Annotated in this window: 38 protein-coding genes; all 38 read left to right on the forward strand. The window is 46.2% G+C overall.

Features of this window, described 5'->3' with window-relative positions:
- Positions 1-45 precede the first annotated feature (45 nt).
- Entirely contained in the window at positions 46-1,236 is a 1,191-nt protein-coding gene (gene tuf / locus ASF12_RS14255) for an elongation factor Tu (RefSeq protein WP_056035781.1), read from the forward strand.
- 198 nt (positions 1,237-1,434) lie between these two features.
- Entirely contained in the window at positions 1,435-2,496 is a 1,062-nt protein-coding gene (locus ASF12_RS14260; RefSeq protein ID WP_056035783.1) for an ABC transporter substrate-binding protein, read from the forward strand.
- 108 nt (positions 2,497-2,604) lie between these two features.
- Positions 2,605-3,522 (forward strand): ABC transporter permease, encoded by a 918-nt coding sequence (locus tag ASF12_RS14265; RefSeq protein WP_056035785.1) that lies wholly within the window; start codon positions 2,605-2,607, stop codon positions 3,520-3,522.
- A complete protein-coding gene (locus ASF12_RS14270; RefSeq protein ID WP_056035789.1) occupies positions 3,522-4,316 on the forward strand; it encodes an ABC transporter ATP-binding protein in 795 nt (264 codons plus the stop codon). The genes ASF12_RS14265 and ASF12_RS14270 overlap by 1 nt, the downstream gene beginning before the upstream one ends.
- A gap of 489 nt (positions 4,317-4,805) precedes the next feature.
- Positions 4,806-5,114: a 30S ribosomal protein S10 gene (gene rpsJ, locus ASF12_RS14275; RefSeq protein WP_046234225.1), complete on the forward strand. Its 309-nt coding sequence runs from the start codon at positions 4,806-4,808 to the stop codon at positions 5,112-5,114.
- 46 nt (positions 5,115-5,160) lie between these two features.
- On the forward strand, positions 5,161-5,784 hold the full coding sequence (rplC, locus tag ASF12_RS14280; protein WP_056035792.1) for a 50S ribosomal protein L3: 624 nt from the start codon (positions 5,161-5,163) through the stop codon (positions 5,782-5,784).
- A 27-nt stretch (positions 5,785-5,811) separates the two neighbouring features.
- Positions 5,812-6,435, forward strand: coding sequence for a 50S ribosomal protein L4 (gene rplD / locus ASF12_RS14285; protein WP_056035794.1), 624 nt, complete (start codon positions 5,812-5,814; stop codon positions 6,433-6,435).
- Entirely contained in the window at positions 6,435-6,728 is a 294-nt protein-coding gene (rplW, locus tag ASF12_RS14290; RefSeq protein ID WP_046234228.1) for a 50S ribosomal protein L23, read from the forward strand. Before rplD ends, rplW begins: the two co-directional genes overlap by 1 nt.
- Positions 6,729-6,745: 17 nt before the next feature.
- On the forward strand, positions 6,746-7,576 hold the full coding sequence (rplB, locus tag ASF12_RS14295; RefSeq protein ID WP_056035796.1) for a 50S ribosomal protein L2: 831 nt from the start codon (positions 6,746-6,748) through the stop codon (positions 7,574-7,576).
- 65 nt (positions 7,577-7,641) lie between these two features.
- Positions 7,642-7,920 (forward strand): 30S ribosomal protein S19, encoded by a 279-nt coding sequence (rpsS, locus tag ASF12_RS14300; protein WP_046234230.1) that lies wholly within the window; start codon positions 7,642-7,644, stop codon positions 7,918-7,920.
- Positions 7,921-7,962: 42 nt separating this feature from the next.
- A complete protein-coding gene (gene rplV / locus ASF12_RS14305) occupies positions 7,963-8,298 on the forward strand; it encodes a 50S ribosomal protein L22 (protein WP_046234231.1) in 336 nt (111 codons plus the stop codon).
- A gap of 13 nt (positions 8,299-8,311) precedes the next feature.
- Complete coding sequence (rpsC, locus tag ASF12_RS14310; protein ID WP_046234232.1) at positions 8,312-8,974, forward strand: 30S ribosomal protein S3; 663 nt, start codon at positions 8,312-8,314, stop codon at positions 8,972-8,974.
- 2 nt (positions 8,975-8,976) lie between these two features.
- A complete protein-coding gene (gene rplP / locus ASF12_RS14315) occupies positions 8,977-9,411 on the forward strand; it encodes a 50S ribosomal protein L16 (protein WP_046234233.1) in 435 nt (144 codons plus the stop codon).
- A complete protein-coding gene (gene rpmC, locus ASF12_RS14320; RefSeq protein WP_046234234.1) occupies positions 9,401-9,601 on the forward strand; it encodes a 50S ribosomal protein L29 in 201 nt (66 codons plus the stop codon). Before rplP ends, rpmC begins: the two co-directional genes overlap by 11 nt.
- Positions 9,602-9,655: 54 nt before the next feature.
- On the forward strand, positions 9,656-9,919 hold the full coding sequence (gene rpsQ, locus ASF12_RS14325; protein ID WP_056035800.1) for a 30S ribosomal protein S17: 264 nt from the start codon (positions 9,656-9,658) through the stop codon (positions 9,917-9,919).
- Positions 9,920-9,963: 44 nt separating this feature from the next.
- Positions 9,964-10,332: a 50S ribosomal protein L14 gene (gene rplN, locus ASF12_RS14330; RefSeq protein ID WP_046234236.1), complete on the forward strand. Its 369-nt coding sequence runs from the start codon at positions 9,964-9,966 to the stop codon at positions 10,330-10,332.
- A gap of 58 nt (positions 10,333-10,390) precedes the next feature.
- Positions 10,391-10,744, forward strand: a complete 354-nt coding sequence (gene rplX / locus ASF12_RS14335) for a 50S ribosomal protein L24 (protein ID WP_074905002.1) — start codon at positions 10,391-10,393, stop codon at positions 10,742-10,744.
- 29 nt (positions 10,745-10,773) lie between these two features.
- Positions 10,774-11,316 (forward strand): 50S ribosomal protein L5, encoded by a 543-nt coding sequence (rplE, locus tag ASF12_RS14340; protein ID WP_046234237.1) that lies wholly within the window; start codon positions 10,774-10,776, stop codon positions 11,314-11,316.
- Positions 11,317-11,342: 26 nt separating this feature from the next.
- Entirely contained in the window at positions 11,343-11,528 is a 186-nt protein-coding gene (locus tag ASF12_RS33725; RefSeq protein WP_013312154.1) for a type Z 30S ribosomal protein S14, read from the forward strand.
- A 31-nt stretch (positions 11,529-11,559) separates the two neighbouring features.
- The gene (rpsH, locus tag ASF12_RS14345; protein ID WP_046234238.1) at positions 11,560-11,958 is read left to right on the forward strand and encodes a 30S ribosomal protein S8; all 399 of its coding nucleotides are present in this window, start codon (positions 11,560-11,562) and stop codon (positions 11,956-11,958) included.
- A gap of 31 nt (positions 11,959-11,989) precedes the next feature.
- Positions 11,990-12,532, forward strand: a complete 543-nt coding sequence (rplF, locus tag ASF12_RS14350) for a 50S ribosomal protein L6 (protein ID WP_046234239.1) — start codon at positions 11,990-11,992, stop codon at positions 12,530-12,532.
- A 60-nt stretch (positions 12,533-12,592) separates the two neighbouring features.
- Positions 12,593-12,961 (forward strand): 50S ribosomal protein L18, encoded by a 369-nt coding sequence (gene rplR / locus ASF12_RS14355; RefSeq protein ID WP_046234240.1) that lies wholly within the window; start codon positions 12,593-12,595, stop codon positions 12,959-12,961.
- 30 nt (positions 12,962-12,991) lie between these two features.
- Positions 12,992-13,489 carry a 30S ribosomal protein S5 gene (rpsE, locus tag ASF12_RS14360; RefSeq protein ID WP_046234241.1) on the forward strand — a complete coding sequence of 166 codons (498 nt, stop codon included), beginning with the start codon at positions 12,992-12,994 and terminating at the stop codon, positions 13,487-13,489.
- A gap of 13 nt (positions 13,490-13,502) precedes the next feature.
- The gene (rpmD, locus tag ASF12_RS14365; protein ID WP_046234242.1) at positions 13,503-13,682 is read left to right on the forward strand and encodes a 50S ribosomal protein L30; all 180 of its coding nucleotides are present in this window, start codon (positions 13,503-13,505) and stop codon (positions 13,680-13,682) included.
- A 44-nt stretch (positions 13,683-13,726) separates the two neighbouring features.
- The gene (rplO, locus tag ASF12_RS14370; protein ID WP_046234243.1) at positions 13,727-14,167 is read left to right on the forward strand and encodes a 50S ribosomal protein L15; all 441 of its coding nucleotides are present in this window, start codon (positions 13,727-13,729) and stop codon (positions 14,165-14,167) included.
- The gene (gene secY, locus ASF12_RS14375) at positions 14,168-15,469 is read left to right on the forward strand and encodes a preprotein translocase subunit SecY (RefSeq protein ID WP_056035803.1); all 1,302 of its coding nucleotides are present in this window, start codon (positions 14,168-14,170) and stop codon (positions 15,467-15,469) included.
- A gap of 86 nt (positions 15,470-15,555) precedes the next feature.
- Positions 15,556-16,206, forward strand: a complete 651-nt coding sequence (locus ASF12_RS14380) for an adenylate kinase (RefSeq protein ID WP_056035806.1) — start codon at positions 15,556-15,558, stop codon at positions 16,204-16,206.
- A complete protein-coding gene (gene map, locus ASF12_RS14385) occupies positions 16,206-16,967 on the forward strand; it encodes a type I methionyl aminopeptidase (RefSeq protein ID WP_056035809.1) in 762 nt (253 codons plus the stop codon). Before ASF12_RS14380 ends, map begins: the two co-directional genes overlap by 1 nt.
- A 7-nt stretch (positions 16,968-16,974) precedes the next feature.
- Positions 16,975-17,256, forward strand: coding sequence for a KOW domain-containing RNA-binding protein (locus tag ASF12_RS14390; RefSeq protein ID WP_056035813.1), 282 nt, complete (start codon positions 16,975-16,977; stop codon positions 17,254-17,256).
- Between the two features lie 3 nt (positions 17,257-17,259).
- The gene (infA, locus tag ASF12_RS14395) at positions 17,260-17,475 is read left to right on the forward strand and encodes a translation initiation factor IF-1 (protein WP_046234248.1); all 216 of its coding nucleotides are present in this window, start codon (positions 17,260-17,262) and stop codon (positions 17,473-17,475) included.
- Between the two features lie 44 nt (positions 17,476-17,519).
- Positions 17,520-17,633 carry a 50S ribosomal protein L36 gene (gene rpmJ / locus ASF12_RS14400; protein WP_003333770.1) on the forward strand — a complete coding sequence of 38 codons (114 nt, stop codon included), beginning with the start codon at positions 17,520-17,522 and terminating at the stop codon, positions 17,631-17,633.
- Between the two features lie 18 nt (positions 17,634-17,651).
- Positions 17,652-18,020 (forward strand): 30S ribosomal protein S13, encoded by a 369-nt coding sequence (gene rpsM, locus ASF12_RS14405; protein ID WP_046234249.1) that lies wholly within the window; start codon positions 17,652-17,654, stop codon positions 18,018-18,020.
- Positions 18,021-18,039: 19 nt separating this feature from the next.
- A complete protein-coding gene (gene rpsK, locus ASF12_RS14410) occupies positions 18,040-18,435 on the forward strand; it encodes a 30S ribosomal protein S11 (RefSeq protein WP_046234250.1) in 396 nt (131 codons plus the stop codon).
- A 126-nt stretch (positions 18,436-18,561) separates the two neighbouring features.
- Entirely contained in the window at positions 18,562-19,506 is a 945-nt protein-coding gene (locus tag ASF12_RS14415) for a DNA-directed RNA polymerase subunit alpha (protein ID WP_046234251.1), read from the forward strand.
- Positions 19,507-19,548: 42 nt separating this feature from the next.
- Complete coding sequence (rplQ, locus tag ASF12_RS14420) at positions 19,549-19,914, forward strand: 50S ribosomal protein L17 (protein ID WP_046234252.1); 366 nt, start codon at positions 19,549-19,551, stop codon at positions 19,912-19,914.
- 199 nt (positions 19,915-20,113) lie between these two features.
- Positions 20,114-20,872 carry a tRNA pseudouridine(38-40) synthase TruA gene (gene truA, locus ASF12_RS14425; protein WP_056035816.1) on the forward strand — a complete coding sequence of 253 codons (759 nt, stop codon included), beginning with the start codon at positions 20,114-20,116 and terminating at the stop codon, positions 20,870-20,872.
- 184 nt (positions 20,873-21,056) lie between these two features.
- Positions 21,057-21,494 carry a 50S ribosomal protein L13 gene (rplM, locus tag ASF12_RS14430; protein ID WP_046234254.1) on the forward strand — a complete coding sequence of 146 codons (438 nt, stop codon included), beginning with the start codon at positions 21,057-21,059 and terminating at the stop codon, positions 21,492-21,494.
- A 20-nt stretch (positions 21,495-21,514) separates the two neighbouring features.
- Positions 21,515-21,907 (forward strand): 30S ribosomal protein S9, encoded by a 393-nt coding sequence (rpsI, locus tag ASF12_RS14435; RefSeq protein ID WP_046234255.1) that lies wholly within the window; start codon positions 21,515-21,517, stop codon positions 21,905-21,907.
- Positions 21,908-21,960 lie beyond the last annotated feature (53 nt).

Genomic DNA, 21,960 nt, shown 5'->3' on the forward strand with positions numbered 1-21,960 from the left:
AGCCACTATATAAAACCTTTTAAATATTGAGGAGGATTAAGTTCAATGGGAAAAGCTAAATTTGAACGTAACAAACCGCACGTTAATATCGGTACTATTGGTCACGTCGATCACGGTAAAACGACTCTGACTGCAGCAATCACTACTGTACTTTCCAAAAAATACGGCGGTGCTGCTATCGCTTTTGACCAAATCGATAAAGCTCCAGAAGAGCGCGAGCGTGGTATCACGATCTCGACAGCTCACGTTGAGTATGAGACGCCAGCTCGTCACTACGCTCACGTTGACTGCCCAGGTCACGCCGACTATGTAAAAAACATGATCACTGGTGCTGCACAAATGGACGGAGCAATCCTAGTAGTTTCCGCAGCTGATGGCCCTATGCCACAAACTCGTGAGCACATCTTGCTGTCCAAGCAAGTTGGCGTTCCTTACATCGTTGTATTCCTGAACAAATGCGACATGGTTGAAGACGAAGAGCTTCTTGAACTGGTTGAGATGGAAGTTCGCGACCTTCTTTCCGAGTATGAGTTCCCAGGCGACGACACTCCAATCATCCGTGGTGCAGCTCGTGAAGCTTTGCAAAACCCTGATGGTCCTTGGGCTGAAAAAATCATCGAGCTCTTCGAGCAAGTTGATACTTACATCCCAACTCCTGAGCGCGATGTTGCAAAACCTTTCCTTATGCCTGTCGAGGACGTATTCACAATCACTGGCCGTGGTACAGTAGCAACTGGCCGTGTTGAGCGTGGCGTTATCAAAGTAGGCGACGAGATCGAAATTATCGGTCTTGCTGAAGAGTCCCGCAAATCCGTAGTAACAGGCGTTGAAATGTTCCGTAAATTGCTTGACTCCGCTCAAGCAGGCGACAACGTTGGCGCATTGCTTCGTGGTGTAGACCGTAAAGATATTGAGCGTGGACAAGTATTGGCTAAACCGGGTTCGGTTAAACCACACACTAACTTCACTGCACAAATCTACGTTCTGACTAAAGAAGAGGGTGGCCGTCACAAGCCTTTCTTCACTGGATACCGTCCACAGTTCTACTTCCGTACAACTGACGTTACTGGTATCATCAACCTGCCAGAAGGTACTGAAATGGTTATGCCTGGCGACAACATCACAGTTACTGTTGAGCTTATCGCTCCAATCGCGGTTGAAGAGGGAACTCGTTTCTCCATCCGTGAAGGCGGCCGTACTGTAGGCGCTGGCGCTGTAGCAACTATCCAAAAATAATCGCGTGCGGCTTTAAGCCGCGCACGAATCAAACCTCTCACCTCGGTGAGAGGTTTTTTATTTTCCATGGACAAGTCATTGACGGGGCTGCTGCATCGCCTTTAATATGAGAGAAGATGTATACAGCTGCGATAGAGGGAAACCTTATGGGAACGTAAGACAGAAGCAGCTTATTATGTAGGGGAGGTTTTACAGAAGATGAGAAAAAATATGTGGGTAGGATTAATGCTGGTCCTCGTTTTGGTCATTTCGGCATGTGGGGGCAGCAAAGGAAACGGCAATACAGGGGAACAGGCTTCAACTGCACCAAGCAGTTCTGCTGAAGCAACGGACAGTGGGGCGAAAGAAAATTATAAAATTTCAATCTCGCAATATGTAGAGCATCCGTCGCTTGATGCAACAAGAGAAGGATTTATTGCTGCCTTGAAGGATGCGGGATTGGTTGAAGGACAGAATTTAACCATTGATTTTAATACAGCTCAAGCAGATCAAGCAAACAACCAAACGTTGGCTCAAAAGATCGCAGCTGATAAAAGTGATTTGGCGTTAGGTATTGCTACACCATCAGCACAAGCGCTTGTGAAAGAAGTGACTGATCGTCCTGTGCTGTTCGCAGCTGTTACTGATCCGATTGATTCGAAACTCGTTACAAATCTTGATGCGCCAGGTGGTCTTGTTTCAGGAGCGTCGGATACAAATCCAGCAGCAATTACAGAGCTTATGGACTTTGTAGCTGCTAATTTTTCGAAAGTGAAAAATGTTGGCCTTGTCATTAACGAAGGTGAGCCTAATGCAGTGGTTATGGCTAAAATTGCAGAAGAAGCGCTCGCTAAGCATGATATTAAGCTCGTTCGTGCAGCTGTGAGTAACACATCAGAAGTACAGCAGGCAGCTGCTTCCCTTGTGGGTAAAGTAGATGCACTGTATATTACATTGGATAATTCAGTAGTGAGCAGTCTGGATACATTGATTAAAGTAGCTAATGATAATGACCTTCCGTTTTTCGCAAGTGATCGTGATACGGTTGAGCGTGGTGCCTTTGCAACTATTGGCTTCAAATATTATGATCATGGATACCAAGTAGGCCAAATGGCTGTGGATATTTTGAAAAACGGCAAGAAGCCGGGCGAGATGAAAGTAACGGTGCCGGACAAGCTGGATCTAATTTTGAACATGAAGGCAGCTAAGGAACAAGGCATTACGGTAACCGATGAGATGAAAAATCAAGTCAAGGATGCTGCTTCCAACATTATTGAATAGTTCGCAACTTAACGGGATTTTTAAAAAAAAGTAACGTAACGGCTATTGTCGCCATTAGACGGCAGTAGCCGTTTACAATTGGCCCGTTTTTTATGAGGAGGTTTCCTATTGCTTAGTTTGTTGAAATCGATGCCTGGTGCAATTGAGCTTGGCTTAATTTATGCGTTGATGGCGCTGGGCGTCTACATTACGTATCGTATTTTAGATTTTCCCGATTTGACCGTGGAAGGCAGCTTCACTACAGGCGGCGGCATTGCAATGATTTTGATAACGAATGGCATGTCGCCTTGGGTGGCTACTATTGCTGCTTTTGGCGGTGGTGCGGCTGCGGGAGCCATTACCGGGCTTTTGCATACGAAAGGCAAAATAAATGGGCTGCTCTCCGGCATTATTATGATGATTGCCCTATATTCTATTAATCTGCGAATTATGGGCAAGCCGAATGTGTCGGTATATGGGATGGATACGATTTTTACGACTAGCAACGTACTTGTTATTGTCGTAATCGTGGTTATTGTGACCAAGCTGCTGTTGGATTTGTTTCTGCATACGGACTTAGGGCTAAGCTTGCGTGCAACAGGAGATAATGAGCGGATGATTCGGAGCTTTGGCTCCAACACGGATACGACTAAAATTATCGGTATCTCCCTCTCCAATGCACTTGTTGCTTTGTCTGGAGCCTTATTCGCACAGCAGTCAACTGCTGCTGATATTTCTATGGGGATCGGCGTTATCGTCGTCGGCTTGGCATCGGTTATTATTGGTGAGGCTATTTTCGGAGCCCGGAAGGTGTTTTGGGCCACGCTGGCGGTTGTTCTTGGTTCCATTGTGTATCGGATCATCATTACGATTGCCTATCGGGTTGAGTGGCTCAAAGCTTCCGATTTAAAGCTGATTACAGCGGTAATCGTTATTGTTGCCCTTGTCGTTCCGACCATTCAGAAATCGTTTAAGCAGAAAAAAATGGCACGCAAACGCTCGGCGGAGCTGCTGACTGATCCTGTACAACGCGGAGGTGGCCAGTAATGCTGAACATTTCAAAAGTGTCCAAGCTGTTTAATCCAGGAACTGTTGATGAAAAGACAGCTTTGATTAATATTAATCTGCATCTGATGCCGGGCGATTTTGTAACGGTCATTGGAAGCAATGGTGCAGGGAAGTCTACTTTAATGAACATTATATCGGGAGTCATGCGTCCAGATGCCGGCGATGTTGAAATAGCTGGGGATAAAATGACACTGCTGCCCGAATTTAAACGCAGCAAGTGGATTGGGAGAGTCTTTCAAGATCCTATGGCGGGTACAGCGCCGCGCATGACGATTGAGGAAAACCTGGCTATGGCCTATAAAAGAGGCAAGCCACGTACACTATTGATAGGTGTGACGCCAGCTAAGCGCGCTTTTTTCAAGGAGCAGCTTTCTAGGCTCGGCATTGGGCTTGAGAATCGCTTGGGCGCGAAGGTTGGACTTTTGTCCGGTGGAGAGCGGCAAGCGCTTAGCCTGTTGATGGCGACCTTTACGAAGCCGCAGATTTTGCTACTTGATGAGCACACGGCGGCGCTTGATCCTTCGCGTGCAGAACTGATTACAGCGCTCACGGATTCGCTTGTACACGAGATGAAGCTGACGACGCTGATGGTGACGCATAATATGGAGCAGGCGATCCGTCTAGGCAACCGTCTTATTATGATGGACAAGGGTCGTATTATTCTCGATGTAAATGAACACCGCAAAAAGGATCTCACGGTAGCGCAGCTGCTTAACGAGTTTGAGCAAATTAGCGGCAAGAAGCTGGCTGACGACCGGATTGTGCTAGGTTAATAAGTTTAGAGTAAAGTTTAGTGAGTAGAGTAGTAGTAACACATTGTCCATAAAGCAAAGAAGATCGCTTTTCTATCGGGTCATGGGTGAAAGCTTGCCGATGTACGGATAGAAGAGCGATCTTCTGCTGTTTTAGCGGTTTGCAGCCGTTAGTTGAAGGTATTCAGGTGAGTTTCTTCTATTATATATAGAAGACACAGCAATCGTTTTGTTTATGAAGCGGGCAATGTGTCGAAGCTAATAACCTAAAAGGCGCTATATTCTTGCCTAAAAGGATGAAAGACCACTAATTTAATTGAAAATAGCATGAAAGCAAAGTTCTGCTTGCATTTGCCTATTCATTTCGTTATAATAATGTCTGTTGGTCTGTGACGTTGCGATGATGTGAGAGGTTGCCGACACACCCGGCCCCTTTGCCATGGGGCATGTGCCGGGTTTTCTCATGGAGTATGTCCGATAATAAATTGGGCGATAGAAGGAGGGACTTATATGGCAAAGCAAAAGATTCGTATTCGCTTGAAAGCGTACGATCACAGGATTCTTGATCAATCCGCAGAGAAAATTGTGGAAACTGCAAAACGTTCCGGAGCGAGTGTTTCCGGGCCGATTCCGCTTCCAACGGAAAAGCAAATCATCACCATTCTCCGTGCGGTGCACAAGTACAAGGATTCGAGGGAGCAATTCGAAATGCGTACACATAAACGCTTGATCGACATTGTTAACCCTACGCCGCAAACGGTTGATGCGTTGATGCGCCTGGATTTACCATCCGGTGTAGATATCGAAATCAAACTGTAAAAGCAACACCAGTATATGTGATATAGAAGGGAAATGAGGTGTCAACATGAAAGGTATCTTAGGTAAAAAACTTGGAATGACTCAAGTGTTTACTGCTGAAGGTAATGTAATTCCGGTTACTGTTATCGAAGCTGGACCATGTGTCGTTTTGCAGAAGAAAGACCAGGAAACTGATGGTTACGAAGCTGTTCAACTCGGTTTTGCCGACAAGAAAGAAAGCAGAACTATTAAGCCGGAAATTGGCCACGCTAAAAAAGCGGGAGCTACTCCTAAGCGCTACGTTCGTGAAATTCGCGGCATCCAATTGGGTGACTACGAAGTTGGTCAAGTGGTTAAAGCTGACCTTTTCGCAGAAGGCGAATTCGTTGACGTAACAGGTATTTCTAAAGGTAAAGGCTTTGCCGGCGTTATTAAACGTTGGGGACAAAGCACGGGTCCTATGTCTCACGGTTCCCGTTACCACCGCGGTCCAGGTTCCATGGGTTCGATTCAAGCGAACCGCGTACCGAAAGGCAAACGCCTTCCAGGTCACATGGGTACTGACGCTATCACGATTCAAAAGCTTGAAGTTATTCGCGTAGACGCTGAGCGTAACGTGTTGCTAGTTAAAGGTTCTGTACCAGGCCCTAAAAACGGTTTTGTGAAAGTTAAACTTACCGTTAAGAAATAAATTCTTAGAAGAAAGGAGGAACAATAAATGCCTAAAGTATCATTATACAATGTGAGCGGTTCGCAAGTAGGCGAGGTTGAATTGGCAGATAGCGTTTTCGGTATCGAGCCTAACAAACACGTTCTACACAGCGCTGTTACGCTTCAGCAAGCTGCTGAGCGTGCAGGTACTCACAAAACTAAAGGACGCTCTGAAGTACGTGGTGGCGGTCGTAAACCTTGGAAACAAAAAGGAACTGGCCGTGCTCGTCAAGGTAGCATTCGCTCCCCGCAATGGGTTGGCGGCGGTACAGTATTTGGACCGACTCCACGCTCTTACGGTTTCAAGCTTCCTAAGAAAGTTCGCCGTTTGGCAATCAAATCGGCTCTATCTTCGAAGGTGATCGCTAACGAAATTATCGTTCTAGATCAATTGTCGTTCTCGACTCCTAAGACGAAAGAATTCGTAGCGATTCTGAACAATCTGAAAGTGGCTCGTAAAGCGCTTGTTGTTTTGCCTAGCTATGATGACAATGTAGCATTGTCTGCTCGTAACATCCCAGGTGTGAAATTCGTCGCAGCTGACGGCATTAATGTTCTGGATGTACTTGTATATGACAAGCTCATCATCACTAAAGATGCTGTAGAGAAAGTACAGGAGGTGTTTGCGTAATGAAAAACCCTCGCGATATTATTAAACGTCCTGTTATTACAGAACGTACTAGCGAATACATGGTTTCCAAACGTTACGTGTTCGAAGTTGATCTTCGCTCTAACAAAACAGAAATCAAAAACGCTATTGAGCAAATTTTCAAAGTTAAGGTTACTAGCGTTAACACAATGCGTGTTGCTGGCAAACCTAAGCGCTATGGTAAATATAGCGGTTATAGATCCGAATGGAAAAAAGCAATCGTTCAACTGAGCGATGATAGCAAAGAACTTGAGTTCTTTGAAACGTCTGTTTAGAAAAGGAGGAAATTCAAGTGCCAATTAAAAAGTATAAACCGACCTCTCCTGCACGTCGTGGTATGTCGGTCTCGACTTTCGAAGAGATCACAACAGACACACCGGAGAAATCGTTGCTAGCACCACTTTTCAAAAAAGCTGGTCGTAACAACCAAGGTAAAATTACGGTTCGTCATCAAGGCGGCGGACACAAACGTAAATATCGGATTATCGACTTCAAGCGTCTTAAGGATGGAATTGCTGGTAAAGTGGCAACGATCGAATACGATCCGAACCGTACTTCCAACATCGCTCTAATCCACTACGCTGACGGTGAGAAAGCCTACATTATCGCTCCTAAAGGTCTTAAAGTTGGAGATCAAGTAATGTCCGGCCCTACTGCTGATATCAAAGTAGGTAACACTCTTCCACTTGGTAACATTCCTGTTGGTTCGGTTATCCACAACATTGAATTGCAACCAGGCAAAGGCGGACAATTGGTTCGTGCTGCTGGTACAGAAGCTCAGCTTCTTGGTAAAGAAGAAGTTTACGTATCGATCCGTCTTTCTTCCGGTGAGGTTCGTCGCATTCTGAAAACTTGTCGTGCAACAATCGGTTCTGTTGGTAACGAAGATCACGAACTCGTGAAAATCGGTAAAGCCGGCCGTTCCCGTTGGATGAACAGACGTCCAGAAGTCCGCGGCGTAGTAATGAACCCTAACGATCACCCACACGGTGGTGGTGAAGGTCGCGCTCCGATCGGTCGTAAATCGCCAATGTCTCCTTGGGGCAAACCAACACTTGGTTACAAAACCCGCAAGAAGAAAAAAGCTTCGAGCCAATATATTATTCGTCGTCGTACGAAGTAATAACTGCTTAATAGAAGCTGCGTGACCTTGAGTCACGCTATGTTTCCGCGAAGGGAGGACTCCAAATGGGTCGCAGTTTGAAAAAAGGGCCGTTTATTGACGGTTACCTGCTCAAAAAAGTCGAGGATTTGAATGAAGCAAACAAAAAAGTCGTGGTCAAAACTTGGTCCCGTCGCTCGACAATTTTCCCACAATTCATTGGTCACACTTTCGGCGTTTATGACGGTCGCAAGCACGTGCCAGTATACGTAACGGAAGATATGGTTGGACACAAGCTTGGTGAGTTTGCACCAACTCGTACGTACAAAGGTCATGATGACGATAAGAAGACGGGCAGAAGATAATTTTGCCTATAAGATCTTTATCGATTGAAAGGAGGTTCACACATGTCTGAAGCTAAAGCGCATTTGAGATTCGTACGTATTGCTCCTCGTAAAGCTCAACTCGTTGCGGATTTGATTCGTGGCAAGAAGGTTGGCGAAGCAATCGCGATTCTGCGTCACACGCCAAAATCTGCTTCCCCGATTTTGGAGAAGCTGCTGAACTCTGCTATTGCTAACGCTGAGCATAACTATCAATTGGACGTTAACAAGCTGGTTATTTCCCAGGCTTTCGTTAACCAAGGTCCAACTATGAAACGTTTCCGCCCACGTGCAATGGGACGTGCAAGCAAAATCAACAAAAGAACCAGCCACATCACTTTGGTGGTATCTGAGAAATAAGGAGGGATAACGTGTGGGTCAAAAGGTAAATCCGGTCGGTCTTCGTGTTGGGATTATCCGTGATTGGGAATCCAAATGGTACGCAGGCAAAGACTTCGGCGATCTTCTGATTGAAGACGTAAAAATTCGTGAATACCTGAAGAACAAACTTAAGGATGCGGCAGTATCCCACATCGAAATCGAGCGCGCGGCTAACCGTGTTAACGTGACGATTCAAACTGCGAAGCCGGGTATGGTTATCGGTAAAGGCGGTTCTGAAGTGGAGAACCTGCGCACGGAGCTTGGCAAGATCACTAAAGGCAAAAAAGTTCACATCAATATTTCTGAAATTAAACAAGCAGATATGGATGCTATTCTTGTAGCAGAAAGTATCGCACAACAGCTGGAGCGTCGTGTTTCTTTCCGTCGTGCTTTGAAACAAGCGATCCAACGTTCGATGCGTGCTGGCGCTAAAGGGATCAAAACCGCTGTTAGCGGACGTCTCGGTGGTGCTGAAATTGCTCGTTCAGAAGGCTATAGCGAAGGTACAGTTCCACTTCATACCCTTCGTGCTGATATCGATTATGGTACAGCTGAAGCGCATACGACTTATGGTCGTATCGGTGTAAAAGTTTGGATCTACCGTGGCGAAGTCCTTCCGGTTAAGAAGAAAGCTCCCCAGGAAGGAGGCAACTAATCATGTTGGTACCTAAACGTGTCAAACACCGCAAGCAACAACGCGGACATATGAAAGGTCGCGCTAAAGGCGGTACTGAAGTTTCTTTCGGAGAATACGGTCTTCAAGCGCTTGAGCCGTCATGGATTACGAACCGTCAAATCGAATCGGCTCGTATTGCTATGACTCGTTACATCAAACGTGGTGGTAAAGTATGGATCAAGATTTTCCCTGCTAAGCCAATCACTCAAAAGCCTCTCGAGGTTCGTATGGGTAGCGGTAAAGGTAACGTTGAGAAATGGGTTGCTGTAGTTAAGCCAGGCAAAATTATGTTTGAGCTTGCTGGAGTACCTGAAGAGGTTGCTCGCGAAGCAATGCGTCTTGCGTCACACAAACTGCCTGTTAAAACGAAGTTCGTGAAACGCGAAGAAGTAGGTGGTGAAGCAAATGAAGGCTAGTGAATTTCGTAACCTAACCTCTGCTGAGATCGAACAAAAGGTAAATGGTTTTAAAGAGGAGCTATTCAACCTTCGTTTCCAATTGGCTACTGGCCAACTGGACAATCCGACACGGATTCGTGACGTACGGAGAGAAATTGCTCGTGCTAAAACCATCTTGCGTGAAAGAGAACTCGGAATCAGCAGCTAAATAGTAGTCCTTAACTAAGGAAAAATTGCCAAGGTTTAAGGAAGGAGGAAGAACATGAGCGAACGTAATGCCCGCAAAGTGTTAGTCGGTAAAGTGGTGAGTGACAAAATGGATAAAACAGTTGTTGTTGCTATTGAAACATATAAAAAACACAACCTGTACCATAAACGCATTAAATCCACGAAAAAGTTCAAAGCCCATGATGAGAACAACGAAGCTAAAATCGGCGATGTTGTAAAAATTATGGAAACTCGTCCGCTTTCGAAAGACAAACGCTTCAGACTCGTGGAGATTGTTGAAGTAGCGATTGTCCTTTAAGTTTGAAAATGTAATCTAGTTTTGTCCGAAAGGAGGACGTTGACATGATTCAACCATTTTCCCGTTTGCGTGTCGCTGATAACTCAGGTGCAAAAGAACTGATGTGTATCCGTGTACTTGGTGGAACTGGTCGTCGCGTAGCGGCTATCGGCGATTTGATCGTTTGTTCCGTTAAACAAGCAACACCAGGCGGCGTTGTCAAAAAAGGTGATGTTGTTAAAGCAGTTATCGTTCGTACAAAGCGTACGGTTCGTCGTAAAGACGGTTCCTACATCGCGTTTGACGAAAATGCAGCTGTAATCGTTAAGGAAGACAAGAGCCCACGTGGTACTCGTATTTTTGGACCAGTTGCCCGTGAGCTTCGCGATAAAGATTTCATGAAAATCGTATCGCTTGCACCAGAAGTTATCTAATAAAAGTCCCCAAGGGATTGCAATAGCTTGATCATCAAGCATGCAGGAGGTGTAACTCATGCCAAGATTGAAAAAAATTCTTGAATCGCATAACAATAAATTGCACGTTAAAAAAGATGATACGGTCATCGTCATTTCCGGTAAGGATAAAGGCAAAAAAGGCCGTGTAATCGCTGCATATCCGCGTGAAAACCGCGTACTTGTAGAAGGCGTCAATATGGTTAAAAAGCATACTCGTCCATCGCAGGCTAACCCGCAGGGCGGTATCATCGAGCAAGAAGCGCCGATTCACGTATCGAACGTGATGCACATTGATCCGAAGAGCGGTAAAGTAACTCGCATTGGATACAAAGTGCTTGATAACGGCAAAAAAGTTCGGATCGCAAAACGTTCCGGCGAAGTAATCGACTAACGTTACTGTAGGAAGGAGGACCATGAATCATGGCTGCAAGAATGAAGGATCGTTTTCTTAACGAGATCACTCCTGCTCTGATGCAGAAGTTTAACTATACAACAGTTATGCAAGTGCCTAAAATCGAGAAAGTCGTCATCAATATGGGTGTCGGCGAAGCGGTTGCTAACTCGAAAGTGCTTGATGTTGCTGTTGATGAGCTTCGTCAAATCGCCGGTCAAAAACCGGTTGTAACACGCGCGAAGAAGTCCATTGCCGGCTTCAAACTTCGTGAGAACATGCCAATCGGGGTTAAAGTAACACTGCGCGGCGAGCGTATGTATTATTTCCTAGATAAGCTGTTCAACATCTCCCTCCCACGTGTACGTGACTTCCGTGGCGTATCATCGAAAGCATTCGATGGTCGCGGTAACTACACACTGGGTTTGAAAGAGCAATTGATCTTCCCGGAGATTGAATACGATAAAGTTGATAAAGTTCGTGGTATGGATATCGTCATCGTGACGACGGCAAAAACGGACGAAGAATCTCGCGAATTGCTCACCCAATTGGGTATGCCGTTTGCGAAGTAATCCACTTTTAGGAGGTGTAATACCCAGTGGCAAAAACTTCGATGAAAGTGAAGCAACAACGTACACCGAAATTTAAAGTGCGTGCGTACACGCGCTGTGAACGTTGTGGCCGTCCGCACTCTGTTTTGCAAAAGTTTAAAATTTGCCGGATTTGTTTCCGTGAGTTAGCATACAAAGGCCAGATCCCTGGCGTTAAGAAAGCAAGCTGGTAATAAGCCTAGTTCGGGAAGGAGGTTAACACAAATGGTTATGTCTGATCCGATTGCAGATATGCTGACACGCATTCGCAACGCGAACGTTGTTCGTCATGAAACCGTTGAAATGCCCGCTTCGAAAGTGAAGAAGGAAATCGCTGAAATTCTGAAGCGTGAAGGTTTCATCCGCGATGCTGAATATATCGAGGATAACAAGCAAGGGATTATCCGTATTTTCTTGAAATACGGCCCGAGCCAAGAGCGCGTAATCACTGGTCTGAAACGTATTTCTAAACCAGGTCTTCGCGTTTATACAAAATCTAATGAGATCCCTCGTGTACTGGGCGGTCTGGGAATTGCTATTATTTCCACGTCCAAAGGGATTATGACTGATAAAGAAGCACGTCAAGGCAAAGCTGGCGGCGAAGTCGTCTGCTACGTTTGGTAATTAACAAGTCACAAAGATTGGAGGTGTAACGATGTCCCGTATTGGTCGCAAACCAATCCAAGTGCCTAACGGCGTAACAATCAACTTGGAAAACACAGTTATTACTGTTAAAGGACCTAAAGGAACGCTTTCCCGTGAATTTCACAAAGATATGAAAGTCAATGTGAGTGAAACTGAAATCGTCATTGAACGTCCTTCTGACAATAAATTGCATCGCTCTTTGCACGGTACTACTCGCAGCATCATCGCTAACATGGTGAGCGGAGTTACTGACGGATTCTCGAAAAATCTTGAACTCGTTGGCGTAGGTTATCGTGCAAGCAAAAATGGTGAGAAAATCGTTCTTAACGTTGGTTACTCTCACCCAGTGGAAATCGCTCCTGAAGGCGGAATCGAATTCGACGTTCCTGCGAACACGAAAATTACTGTTCGCGGAATCGATAAAGAACTCGTTGGCGCATTTGCTGCCAAAATCCGTTCCGTACGTGAGCCTGAGCCGTATAAAGGTAAAGGTATCAAGTACGAAGGCGAGCGCATTATCCGCAAAGAAGGTAAAGCTGGTAAGAAGAAATAAGCAGTCTGACATGGCTGCTTAACATAGCGGTATGAGGAATTGGAAAGGAGTGAACCTTGAATGATTACGAAAGGCGATAAAAACAAGGCACGTCTGAAAAGACACTTGCGTGTTCGTAAAAAAATCAATGGAACGGTTGCACGCCCACGTCTGTCTGTGTTTCGTTCCGCTAAGCATATGTATGCTCAATTGATCGACGATGTACAAGGAGTAACACTTGCTGCTGCTTCTACTCAAGACAAAGAGCTGACTGAAGCTATCGGCAACGGCGGCAGCGTTGAAGCTGCTCGCAAAGTCGGCGAATTGCTTGCAAAACGCGCTCAAGCGAAAGGTGTAAACCAAGTAGTATTTGATCGTGGTGGTTACTTGTATCACGGAAGAATTCAGGCGCTTGCTGATGCAGCTCGCGAAGCTGGTCTGGAATTCTAATCGACTTTACTTATAAGGAGGTTAAACGACTTGCGTATAGATCCGAATACGTTAGAACTTACTGAAAAAGTTGTCAACATCAACCGTGTTGCCAAAGTTGTTAAAGGCGGACGCCGCTTCAGCTTTAGTGCATTGGTAGTAGTAGGCGACGGCAACGGCTATGTTGGCGCAGGAATCGGTAAAGCAGGCGAAGTACCTGATGCAATCCGCAAAGGTATCGAAGATGCTAAGAAAAACCTGATTCATGTACCAATCGTTGGTACAACAATTCCTCACCTTGTGCTAGGACATTTCGGCGCTGGAGAAGTTCTCCTGAAGCCGGCATCCGAAGGTACAGGTGTTATCGCTGGTGGCCCAGTTCGTGCAGTTCTTGAACTTGCTGGCGTTGGCGATATTTTGACGAAATCCCTCGGTTCTTCGAACTCCATGAACATGGTTAACGCAACGCTCGAAGGTCTTTCACGTTTGAAACGTGCTGAAGATGTTGCGAAGCTTCGTGGTAAAACTGTCGAAGAGCTGTTAGGTTAAGGAGGGGCATACGATGGCAAAATTGCAAATCACCCTCGTTCGCAGTTTGATCGGCCGTAACGAGAAACAGCGTGCTACTGTAGCATCGCTGGGACTTCGTAAAATCCGTCAAACCGTTGAATTGAACGATACTGTAGCTATTCGCGGCATGGTTAAACATGTTAGCCACTTGGTTAAAGTCGAAGAAGTATAAGATAGTCATTCCTACAAAGAAATAAACAAGGAGGTGCAAGAACGATGAAATTGCATGAACTCGCACCAGCACCAGGTTCCAAGCAAACACCAAAACGTAAAGGTCGCGGTATTGGTACCGGTAACGGTAAAACAGCTGGACGTGGTCACAAAGGTCAAAATGCTCGCTCCGGCGGCGGTGTTCGTCCTGGTTTCGAGGGTGGTCAAAACCCATTGTACCGTCGTGTACCGAAACGCGGATTTAACAACCGTTTCCGTAAAGAGTATGCCATAATCAACATTGAAGAGCTGAACAGCTTTGCAGCAGGCACCGAAGTCACTCCAGAAGTTCTTCTTGAGCAAGGGATTGTTAAAAATCCACTGGCAGGCATTAAGATTTTGGGTAACGGTGAAATCAACGTCCAACTGACTGTAAAAGCAAGCAAGTTCTCTCAATCTGCGGTAGAGAAAATCCAGGCTGCCGGCGGTAAAACCGAGGTGATCTAATTGTTCAAAACCGTGTCCAACATTTGGAAAGTAGCGGATTTGCGCTCGCGCATTCTATTTACGCTTTTCATCCTGCTCATTTACCGGATTGGTTCTTTCATTCCGGTACCGGGCATCAATAAAGAAGTGTTCAAACAAGTTGATCGCGCAGGTGCAGATTTGTTCGGCTTGCTTAACACGTTTTCTGGTGGAGCGCTTTTCAAATTCTCTATCTTTGCAATTGGGATTATGCCATATATCACGGCTTCGATTATCGTGCAGCTGTTATCGATGGATGTTATTCCTAAATTTGCAGAGTGGGCGAAGGAAGGCGAGAACGGCAAACGTAAGCTCGCGCAAATTACTCGTTACGGCACGGTTATTCTTGGTTTGGTTCAAGGTTTTGCAACAGCAATCGGCTTCAACCGCCAATATGGCAATGAGATGATTCCTGGAGCGACCTTCGTTGATTATTTGGTTGTTGCTATCATCTTGACTGCAGGTACTGCTTTCTTGATGTGGCTTGGCGAGCAAATTACTGAGCGTGGTATTGGTAACGGTATTTCGATCCTGATTTTCGCAGGTATCGCTGCTGGTATCCCAGGCCACATCCGTACAATTTGGCAAGATCAATTTATTGGTCAAGAAGCTGCTTTGTTCTGGAATATCGGTAAAATGGTTCTGATCCTTATTGCGATCATTGCCATTATCGTCGGTGTTATCTTTGTTCAGCAAGGGATTCGTAAAATTCCGGTTCAATACGCTAAACGCGTAGTGGGCAGAAAAATGTACGGTGGACAATCGACTCATATCCCGATGAAAGTAAACGGAGCAGGCGTTATTCCGGTTATTTTTGCGGTATCGCTTCTGATGTTCCCAGTTACGATTGCTCAGTTCTGGAATGGATCGGCATGGGCAAACTGGATTATCAATAATATGTATTATGACAAACCGCTTGGTATGGTCTTGTATGTACTGTTGATTATCGGTTTCACTTTCTTCTATACCTTCGTTCAAATAAATCCGGTACAAATGGCGGATCAAATGAAAAAGAACGGTGGTTACATTCCAGGTATTCGCCCGGGTAAACCAACTTCTTCTTATCTGACTCGCGTTATGTCACGTATTACATTGACGGGCGCGCTTTTCCTAGCGGTTATCTCGATTTTGCCAGTGCTCTTCGGAACGCTTGCAGGATTGCCGCGTACGGTGCAACTTGGAGGAACTTCGCTTCTGATCGTTATCGGCGTTGCGCTTGATACGATGAAGCAAATCGAAACCCAGTTGATCAAACGCCATTACAAAGGGTTTATCAATAAATAACAATAGGTTCTGTTCGGGCTTCCGTGACGTCGCTTGCGATGGTACGGACCCGCATGAGCCTATTGTGTTTAAAGCGAGGAACACGAATGAACATTTTATTCATGGGCCCTCCGGGAGCCGGTAAAGGAACGCAAGCTGAACGAATCGTTTCCGAGTTTGGTATACCACACATCTCGACAGGCGATGCATTCCGCCTTGCTATGAAAGAAGGCACTGCGCTCGGTCTCAAAGCGAAAGAGTATGTCGATAAAGGACTGCTTGTACCCGATGAGATTACGAACGGTATCGTAAAAGAACGTCTTGCACTAGACGATTGCAATAAAGGGTTTTTGCTGGACGGTTTTCCTCGGACATTGCAACAAGCCGAAGCGCTTGATGGCATGCTCAAGGAACTTGACCGAGGCATTCACCATGTCGTTAATTTAAAGGTTGATCGTGGATTTCTCTTGGCACGCCTAACTGGAAGACGCATTTGCAAAACATGCGGAACGACGTATCACATTCTGTTCAATCCGCCGAAGCAAGAAGGCGTCTGTGATAAAGACGGCGGCGAATTGTATCAGCGTTCGGATGATACGGAGGAGAAGGTTGGAACGCGTCTGGATGAGTACATTTCCAAAACTGCTCCACTTCTTGACTATTACAGTGATAAAGGTCTTCTTCGCGAAGTCGATGGCGAGAAGGAAATTGATGCGGTAACGGCCGACATTACTTCCATCTTGCGAGGTTCATTGTAATGATTATACGCAAATCCGAATCGGAGCTGCGCTATATGAGAGAAGCAGGCAGAATTGTTGCGGATGCCCATCAGTTGATGGCGAGGTCGGTGAAGCCGGGTATTACTACCATGGAGCTTGATCAACTAGCTGAAGACTACATTCGCAGTCAAGGAGCCGTGCCTTCTTTTAAAGGTTACAATGGTTTTCCCGCCAGCATTTGCGCTTCTGTAAATGACGAGCTGGTACATGGTTTTCCAGGACCTCGGAAGTTGAACGAAGGCGATATTATTAGTATCGATATCGGAGCGCAGTACAATGGCTATCATGGCGACTCTGCCTGGACCTACCCGGTCGGCGCAGTAACGCCTGAAGTACAAAGGCTGCTGGATGTAGCGGAGCAGTCGCTTTATGCGGCCGTGAATCTCATCCGTCCGAATGAGAAGCTATTTACAATATCCCATGCTGTTCAACAAGTTGTCGAAGCGGCTGGCTTTTCGGTTGTACGCGAATTTGTTGGTCATGGAATTGGAGCGAAGCTTCATGAGGAGCCGCAAATTCCGAACTATGGTATGCCAGGTCGCGGACCGAAGCTAGAGCCAGGAATGGTGCTTTGCATCGAACCTATGGTGAACATCGGTGAACGATATGTCCGCACGCTTGAAGACAATTGGACGGTCGTAACGGAAGACGGCTCAATGTGTGCCCATTTTGAGCATACGGTTGCCGTAACGGAGAATGGTTTTGAAATTTTGACGCTTTCGAAGCCACAGGCGGACTGAGCCAGAGATGGATAAGTTCCCGCAGGTAGGCCAAATTGTCAAAGTGCTTCGGGGCAAGGATGAAGACAGCTATGCGGTGGTCATATCCGTCATTGACGAACGTTTCGTTATGATTGTAGATGGCGATAAGCGGCGCTTCGACTCGCCAAAGAAGAAGAACGTTCTGCATCTCGAGTTACAGCCTGTGATAAGCAGCGAAGTTGTAAACAGCTTGCTTGAATCAGGCAGGGTGACCAATACCAAGTTACGTTATGTTATACAGAAGTTTGCACATGCGAAAGGAGAATGACGGTTGGCTAAGGAAGACATCATTGAGGTCGAAGGTACGGTGATTGAACCGTTGCCGAATGCCACATTCAAGGTGGAGCTGGAGAACGGTCATCAAATTCTCGCACATGTTTCCGGTAAGCTCAGAATGCACTTTATTCGTATTCTGACAGGAGACAAGGTGGTTATACAGTTATCGCCTTATGATTTAACAAAAGGGCGCATCACCTATCGTAAGTAGGCCGCATTGCGGTTTGCGAGCGAAAGATTCGGGAGGTAATCACAATGAAGGTTAGACCTTCGGTTAAGCCGATTTGCGAAAAATGCAAAGTCATTCGTCGCAAAGGCAACGTTATGGTGATTTGTGAAAATCCGAAACACAAACAAAAACAAGGATAGAAGGAGGGATAACGGCCTATGGCACGTATAGCTGGTGTAGACTTGCCGCGTGATAAGCGCGTCGAAATCGCTCTGACATACATTTTCGGTATTGGCAAAGTGACTTCACAAAAAATCTTGAGCACAACTGGCGTTAACGCGGACACTCGTGTTCGTGATTTGACGGAAGATGAGCTTGCGAAAATTCGTGAAGCAATTGACAAAACAGTTAAAGTGGAAGGCGACTTGCGTCGTGAAATTTCGCTTAACATCAAACGTCTGATTGAAATCGGATGTTACCGTGGTGTTCGTCACCGTCGTGGATTGCCTGTTCGTGGACAACGCACGAAAACAAATGCGCGTACGCGTAAAGGTCCTCGTCGGACTGTAGCTAACAAAAAGAAATAAGAAGAGGTGAAATAGGATAATGGCAAAACCGAAAAAAGTCGTTCGTACAAAACGTCGTGATCGGAAAAATATTGAGTCTGGCGTCGCTCACATTCGCTCGACATTCAATAACACGATTGTTACAATTACGGACCCTCACGGCAATGCAATCTCTTGGGCAAGCTCCGGTAACATGGGTTTCAGAGGTTCGCGTAAAAGCACACCTTTCGCAGCTCAAATGGCAGCTGAAACTGCAGCTAAAGCAGCTATGGAACATGGCATGAAAACCGTTGAGGTTATGGTTAAAGGTCCAGGCGCTGGTCGTGAAGCAGCTATTCGTTCGCTTCAAGCAGCAGGTCTAGAAGTTAACCTGATTAAAGACGTTACTCCAGTGCCTCATAACGGATGCCGTCCACCAAAACGTCGTCGCGTATAGTTGGATCCACTGTGGTATCAAATGACAGCAACTTGTGAATAATGGTTGTGAAGGTTTGGCATACTACGAGATTTGACTTAAGATACGGTATGGTAACGGAGCGACGTTTGAAGGAGGGTACTATTAGTGATTGAGATCGAAAAGCCGAAAATCGAGACCGTGGATTTGAACGAGGATGGGACTTACGGACGGTTCATTGTTGAGCCGCTCGAGCGTGGCTATGGCACGACGCTTGGAAATTCGCTTCGCCGAATTTTGTTGTCGTCTTTGCCAGGTGCAGCTGTTACTTCCGTTCAGATCGACGGAGTGCTTCACGAGTTCTCTACAGTTCCAGGAGTGATGGAAGACGTAACTGAAATCATTCTGAACCTGAAGGGCCTCTCGTTGAAAATCCACTCCGATGAAGAGAAGGTTTTGGAAATCGACGCTGAAGGCGAAGGAATCGTTACGGCGGGCGATATTCGTGCTGACAGCGATGTCGAGATTTTGAACCCTGATCTTCACATCGCCACCTTGGCCTCCGGCGCGCGGCTCCATATGCGTGTTTTTGCTAATCGGGGACGCGGATATGTGCAAGCGGACCGTAACAAAAGGGAAGATCAACCGATTGGAGTTATCCCGGTTGATTCGATTTACACGCCAATTACACGTGTAAATTACAGTGTGGAGAATACTCGTGTTGGTCAAGTGACTAACTATGATAAACTTACGCTGGAAGTTTGGACTGATGGCAGTATTCGTCCGGAAGAGGCTGTAAGCCTCGGCGCTAAAATCTTGACTGAGCATTTGGATCTGTTCGTTGGCTTGACTGACGAAGCGAAAGATGCCGAGATTATGGTGGAGAAGGAAGAAGACAAAAAAGAGAAAGTTCTGGAGATGACTATCGAAGAACTGGATCTTTCCGTACGTTCATACAACTGCTTGAAGCGTGCAGGAATCAACACTGTTCAAGAGCTGATTACGAAATCCGAAGAGGACATGATGAAGGTTCGCAACTTGGGCCGCAAGTCGCTTGAGGAAGTTCAAGAGAAGCTGGAAGAACTGGGTCTTGGCCTGCGCATGGAAGAGTAGCATCAATTAGTCTAGACTACAGGCAAGGGAGGGAAAATCAAGATGGCATATCAAAAACTAGGCCGTAACGCTAGCGCGCGGAAAGCATTGTTCCGTGACCTCGTTACTGACCTTTTCCTTTATGAGCGTATTCAAACAACGGAAGCAAAAGCGAAAGAGGTTCGTTCGATCGCTGAAAAGCTGATCACGAAAGCGAAGCAAGGCGACTTGCACGCGCGTCGTCAAGTAGCAGCTTACGTGCGTCGTGAAACAATCGATGGAGAGCAAGATGCAATCCAAAAATTGTTCTCGGAGCTGGGCCCCCGTTACTCGGAGCGTCCGGGCGGATACACGCGGATTTTGAAACTAGGACCTCGCCGTGGCGACGCTGCGCCAATGGTATATTTGGAACTGGTAGACCGCGCGTAACATGAGAAAGGGTGGACCCTCGAGGCCACCTTTTTTTATTTGCTGGCTTTTGTGAGAGCAGGAGATGCAGCAAAGGCATAAGGGAGCTAGAAGCTGGAGAGCTTTTGAAGGTTTGGGTAAACTCTCTGTTGAGAGTTTGGGATAGAAGCCTTTAAAGGTTAGGGTAGAAGCCCTCTCGAGGGTCTGGGAGGAATTCCACATGCGAAATATTGCAGTGAAGGTCAGCTATGATGGGGCGCAGTTTAATGGCTTCCAATCTCAGCTGGAGCCGCATCTTAGAACGGTGCAGCAGGAGATTGAGAAAGCGTTAAAGGCGCTCACGGGTGAGGAGATTCATATCATTGGCTCGGGCAGGACTGATGCAGGCGTTCATGCTATGGGCCAGGTATTCAATTTTCATACGGAATCCGTCATACCGTCGGAGCGATGGGCAATTGCGCTGAATACGAGGCTGCCGAAGGATATCGTTATTTTGGAGGCGCGCGAGGTGCCGGAGCTTTTTCATTCCCGGCGCTCGGCCAAACGAAAGACGTATCGTTATTCGATAGATCGTGGCAAGTTCCCGGATGTATTCACCCGCGAGTATTGCTTTCATTATCCGATGCGCTTAGACGCAGAGGCTATGGCGAAGGCACTGCCCTATATAATAGGCGAGCATGATTTTACTTCTTTTACATCTATTCATTCGACGAAGCCGCATCATATAAGAACGATTTATGAGGCGTATTTTGAACAGCAGGGCAGCAAGCTTCATATGTACGTGACCGGCAACGGTTTTTTGTACAATATGGTGCGGGTTATTATGGGAACACTGCTGTGGGTAGGGCAAGGCAAGCTGCAGCCGGAAGATATGAAGCGCATATTAGAGGGCAAAAGCAGGTCTTTGGCTGGCCCAACTGCAATGCCTCATGGCCTTACGTTGGTCGAAGTTGAATATCCCGATGAACTAAGAAGTTAATCGTACAAACTGCTTGCTTTAGGCCACTTTTTATAGTAATATATAACTTGTGCTTTCTTAGTGGCTATCCCACAGCCCCGACTGAGATCGTCACAAACTTGGCAGCAATAACTGTTATAAATCGAACGGAAACGTTCTTTGATAAAATTAAATTTTAAACGTAAGCGAATGAAGGAGGATCTCCATGCGTACCACCTATATGGCTAAGCCAAATGAAGTTGAACGTAAATGGTACATCATTGATGCGGAAGGTAAAACCCTCGGTCGTCTGGCAAGCGAAGCAGCTAGCTTGATCCGTGGCAAACACAAGCCGCAATTTACACCTCACGTTGACACAGGCGATTTCGTTATCGTAATCAACGCTGAAAAAATCGTTCTGACAGGTAAAAAACTGACAGACAAAATGTACTACCGTCACTCGATGTACTCTGGTGGTTTGAAAGTTACACCAGCTAACGTTATGATCGACAAAAAGCCTGATCGCGTTATCGAATTGGCTGTTCACGGCATGTTGCCAAAAACACGTCAAGGTAACAAAATGAAGCTTAGACTTAAAGCATACGCTGGTTCGGTACATCCGCACCAAGCACAAAATCCTGAAGTTTACGAACTTCGCGGGTAATTAAAGGGGAGGACAGTTTCATGGCTCAAGTGCAATACTATGGAACGGGTCGTCGTAAACACTCTGTTGCACGTGTACGTCTCGTGCCAGGTGAAGGACGAATCATCATTAACAAACGTGATATCAACGAATACTTCGGTTTGGAAACATTGAAACTTATCGTTAAACAACCGCTTAACCTGACAGAAACGCTTACGCAATATGATGTATTGGTTATTGCTAACGGCGGCGGTATGTCCGGCCAAGCTGGTGCTATCCGTCATGGTATCTCCCGCGCTCTACTGAAAGTAGACGCTGAATACCGTCCAGCTCTGAAACGCGCTGGGTTCCTGACTCGTGACCCACGTATGAAAGAGCGTAAAAAATACGGTCTTAAAGCGGCTCGTCGCGCGCCACAATTCTCGAAACGTTAATATGTTGTTCAACAGCCCCTGGCCTTCTGGCCGGGGGTTTTTTGTTGTTTATT

The organism is Paenibacillus sp. Leaf72 (assembly GCF_001422685.1).
Classification (GTDB): domain Bacteria; phylum Bacillota; class Bacilli; order Paenibacillales; family Paenibacillaceae; genus Pristimantibacillus.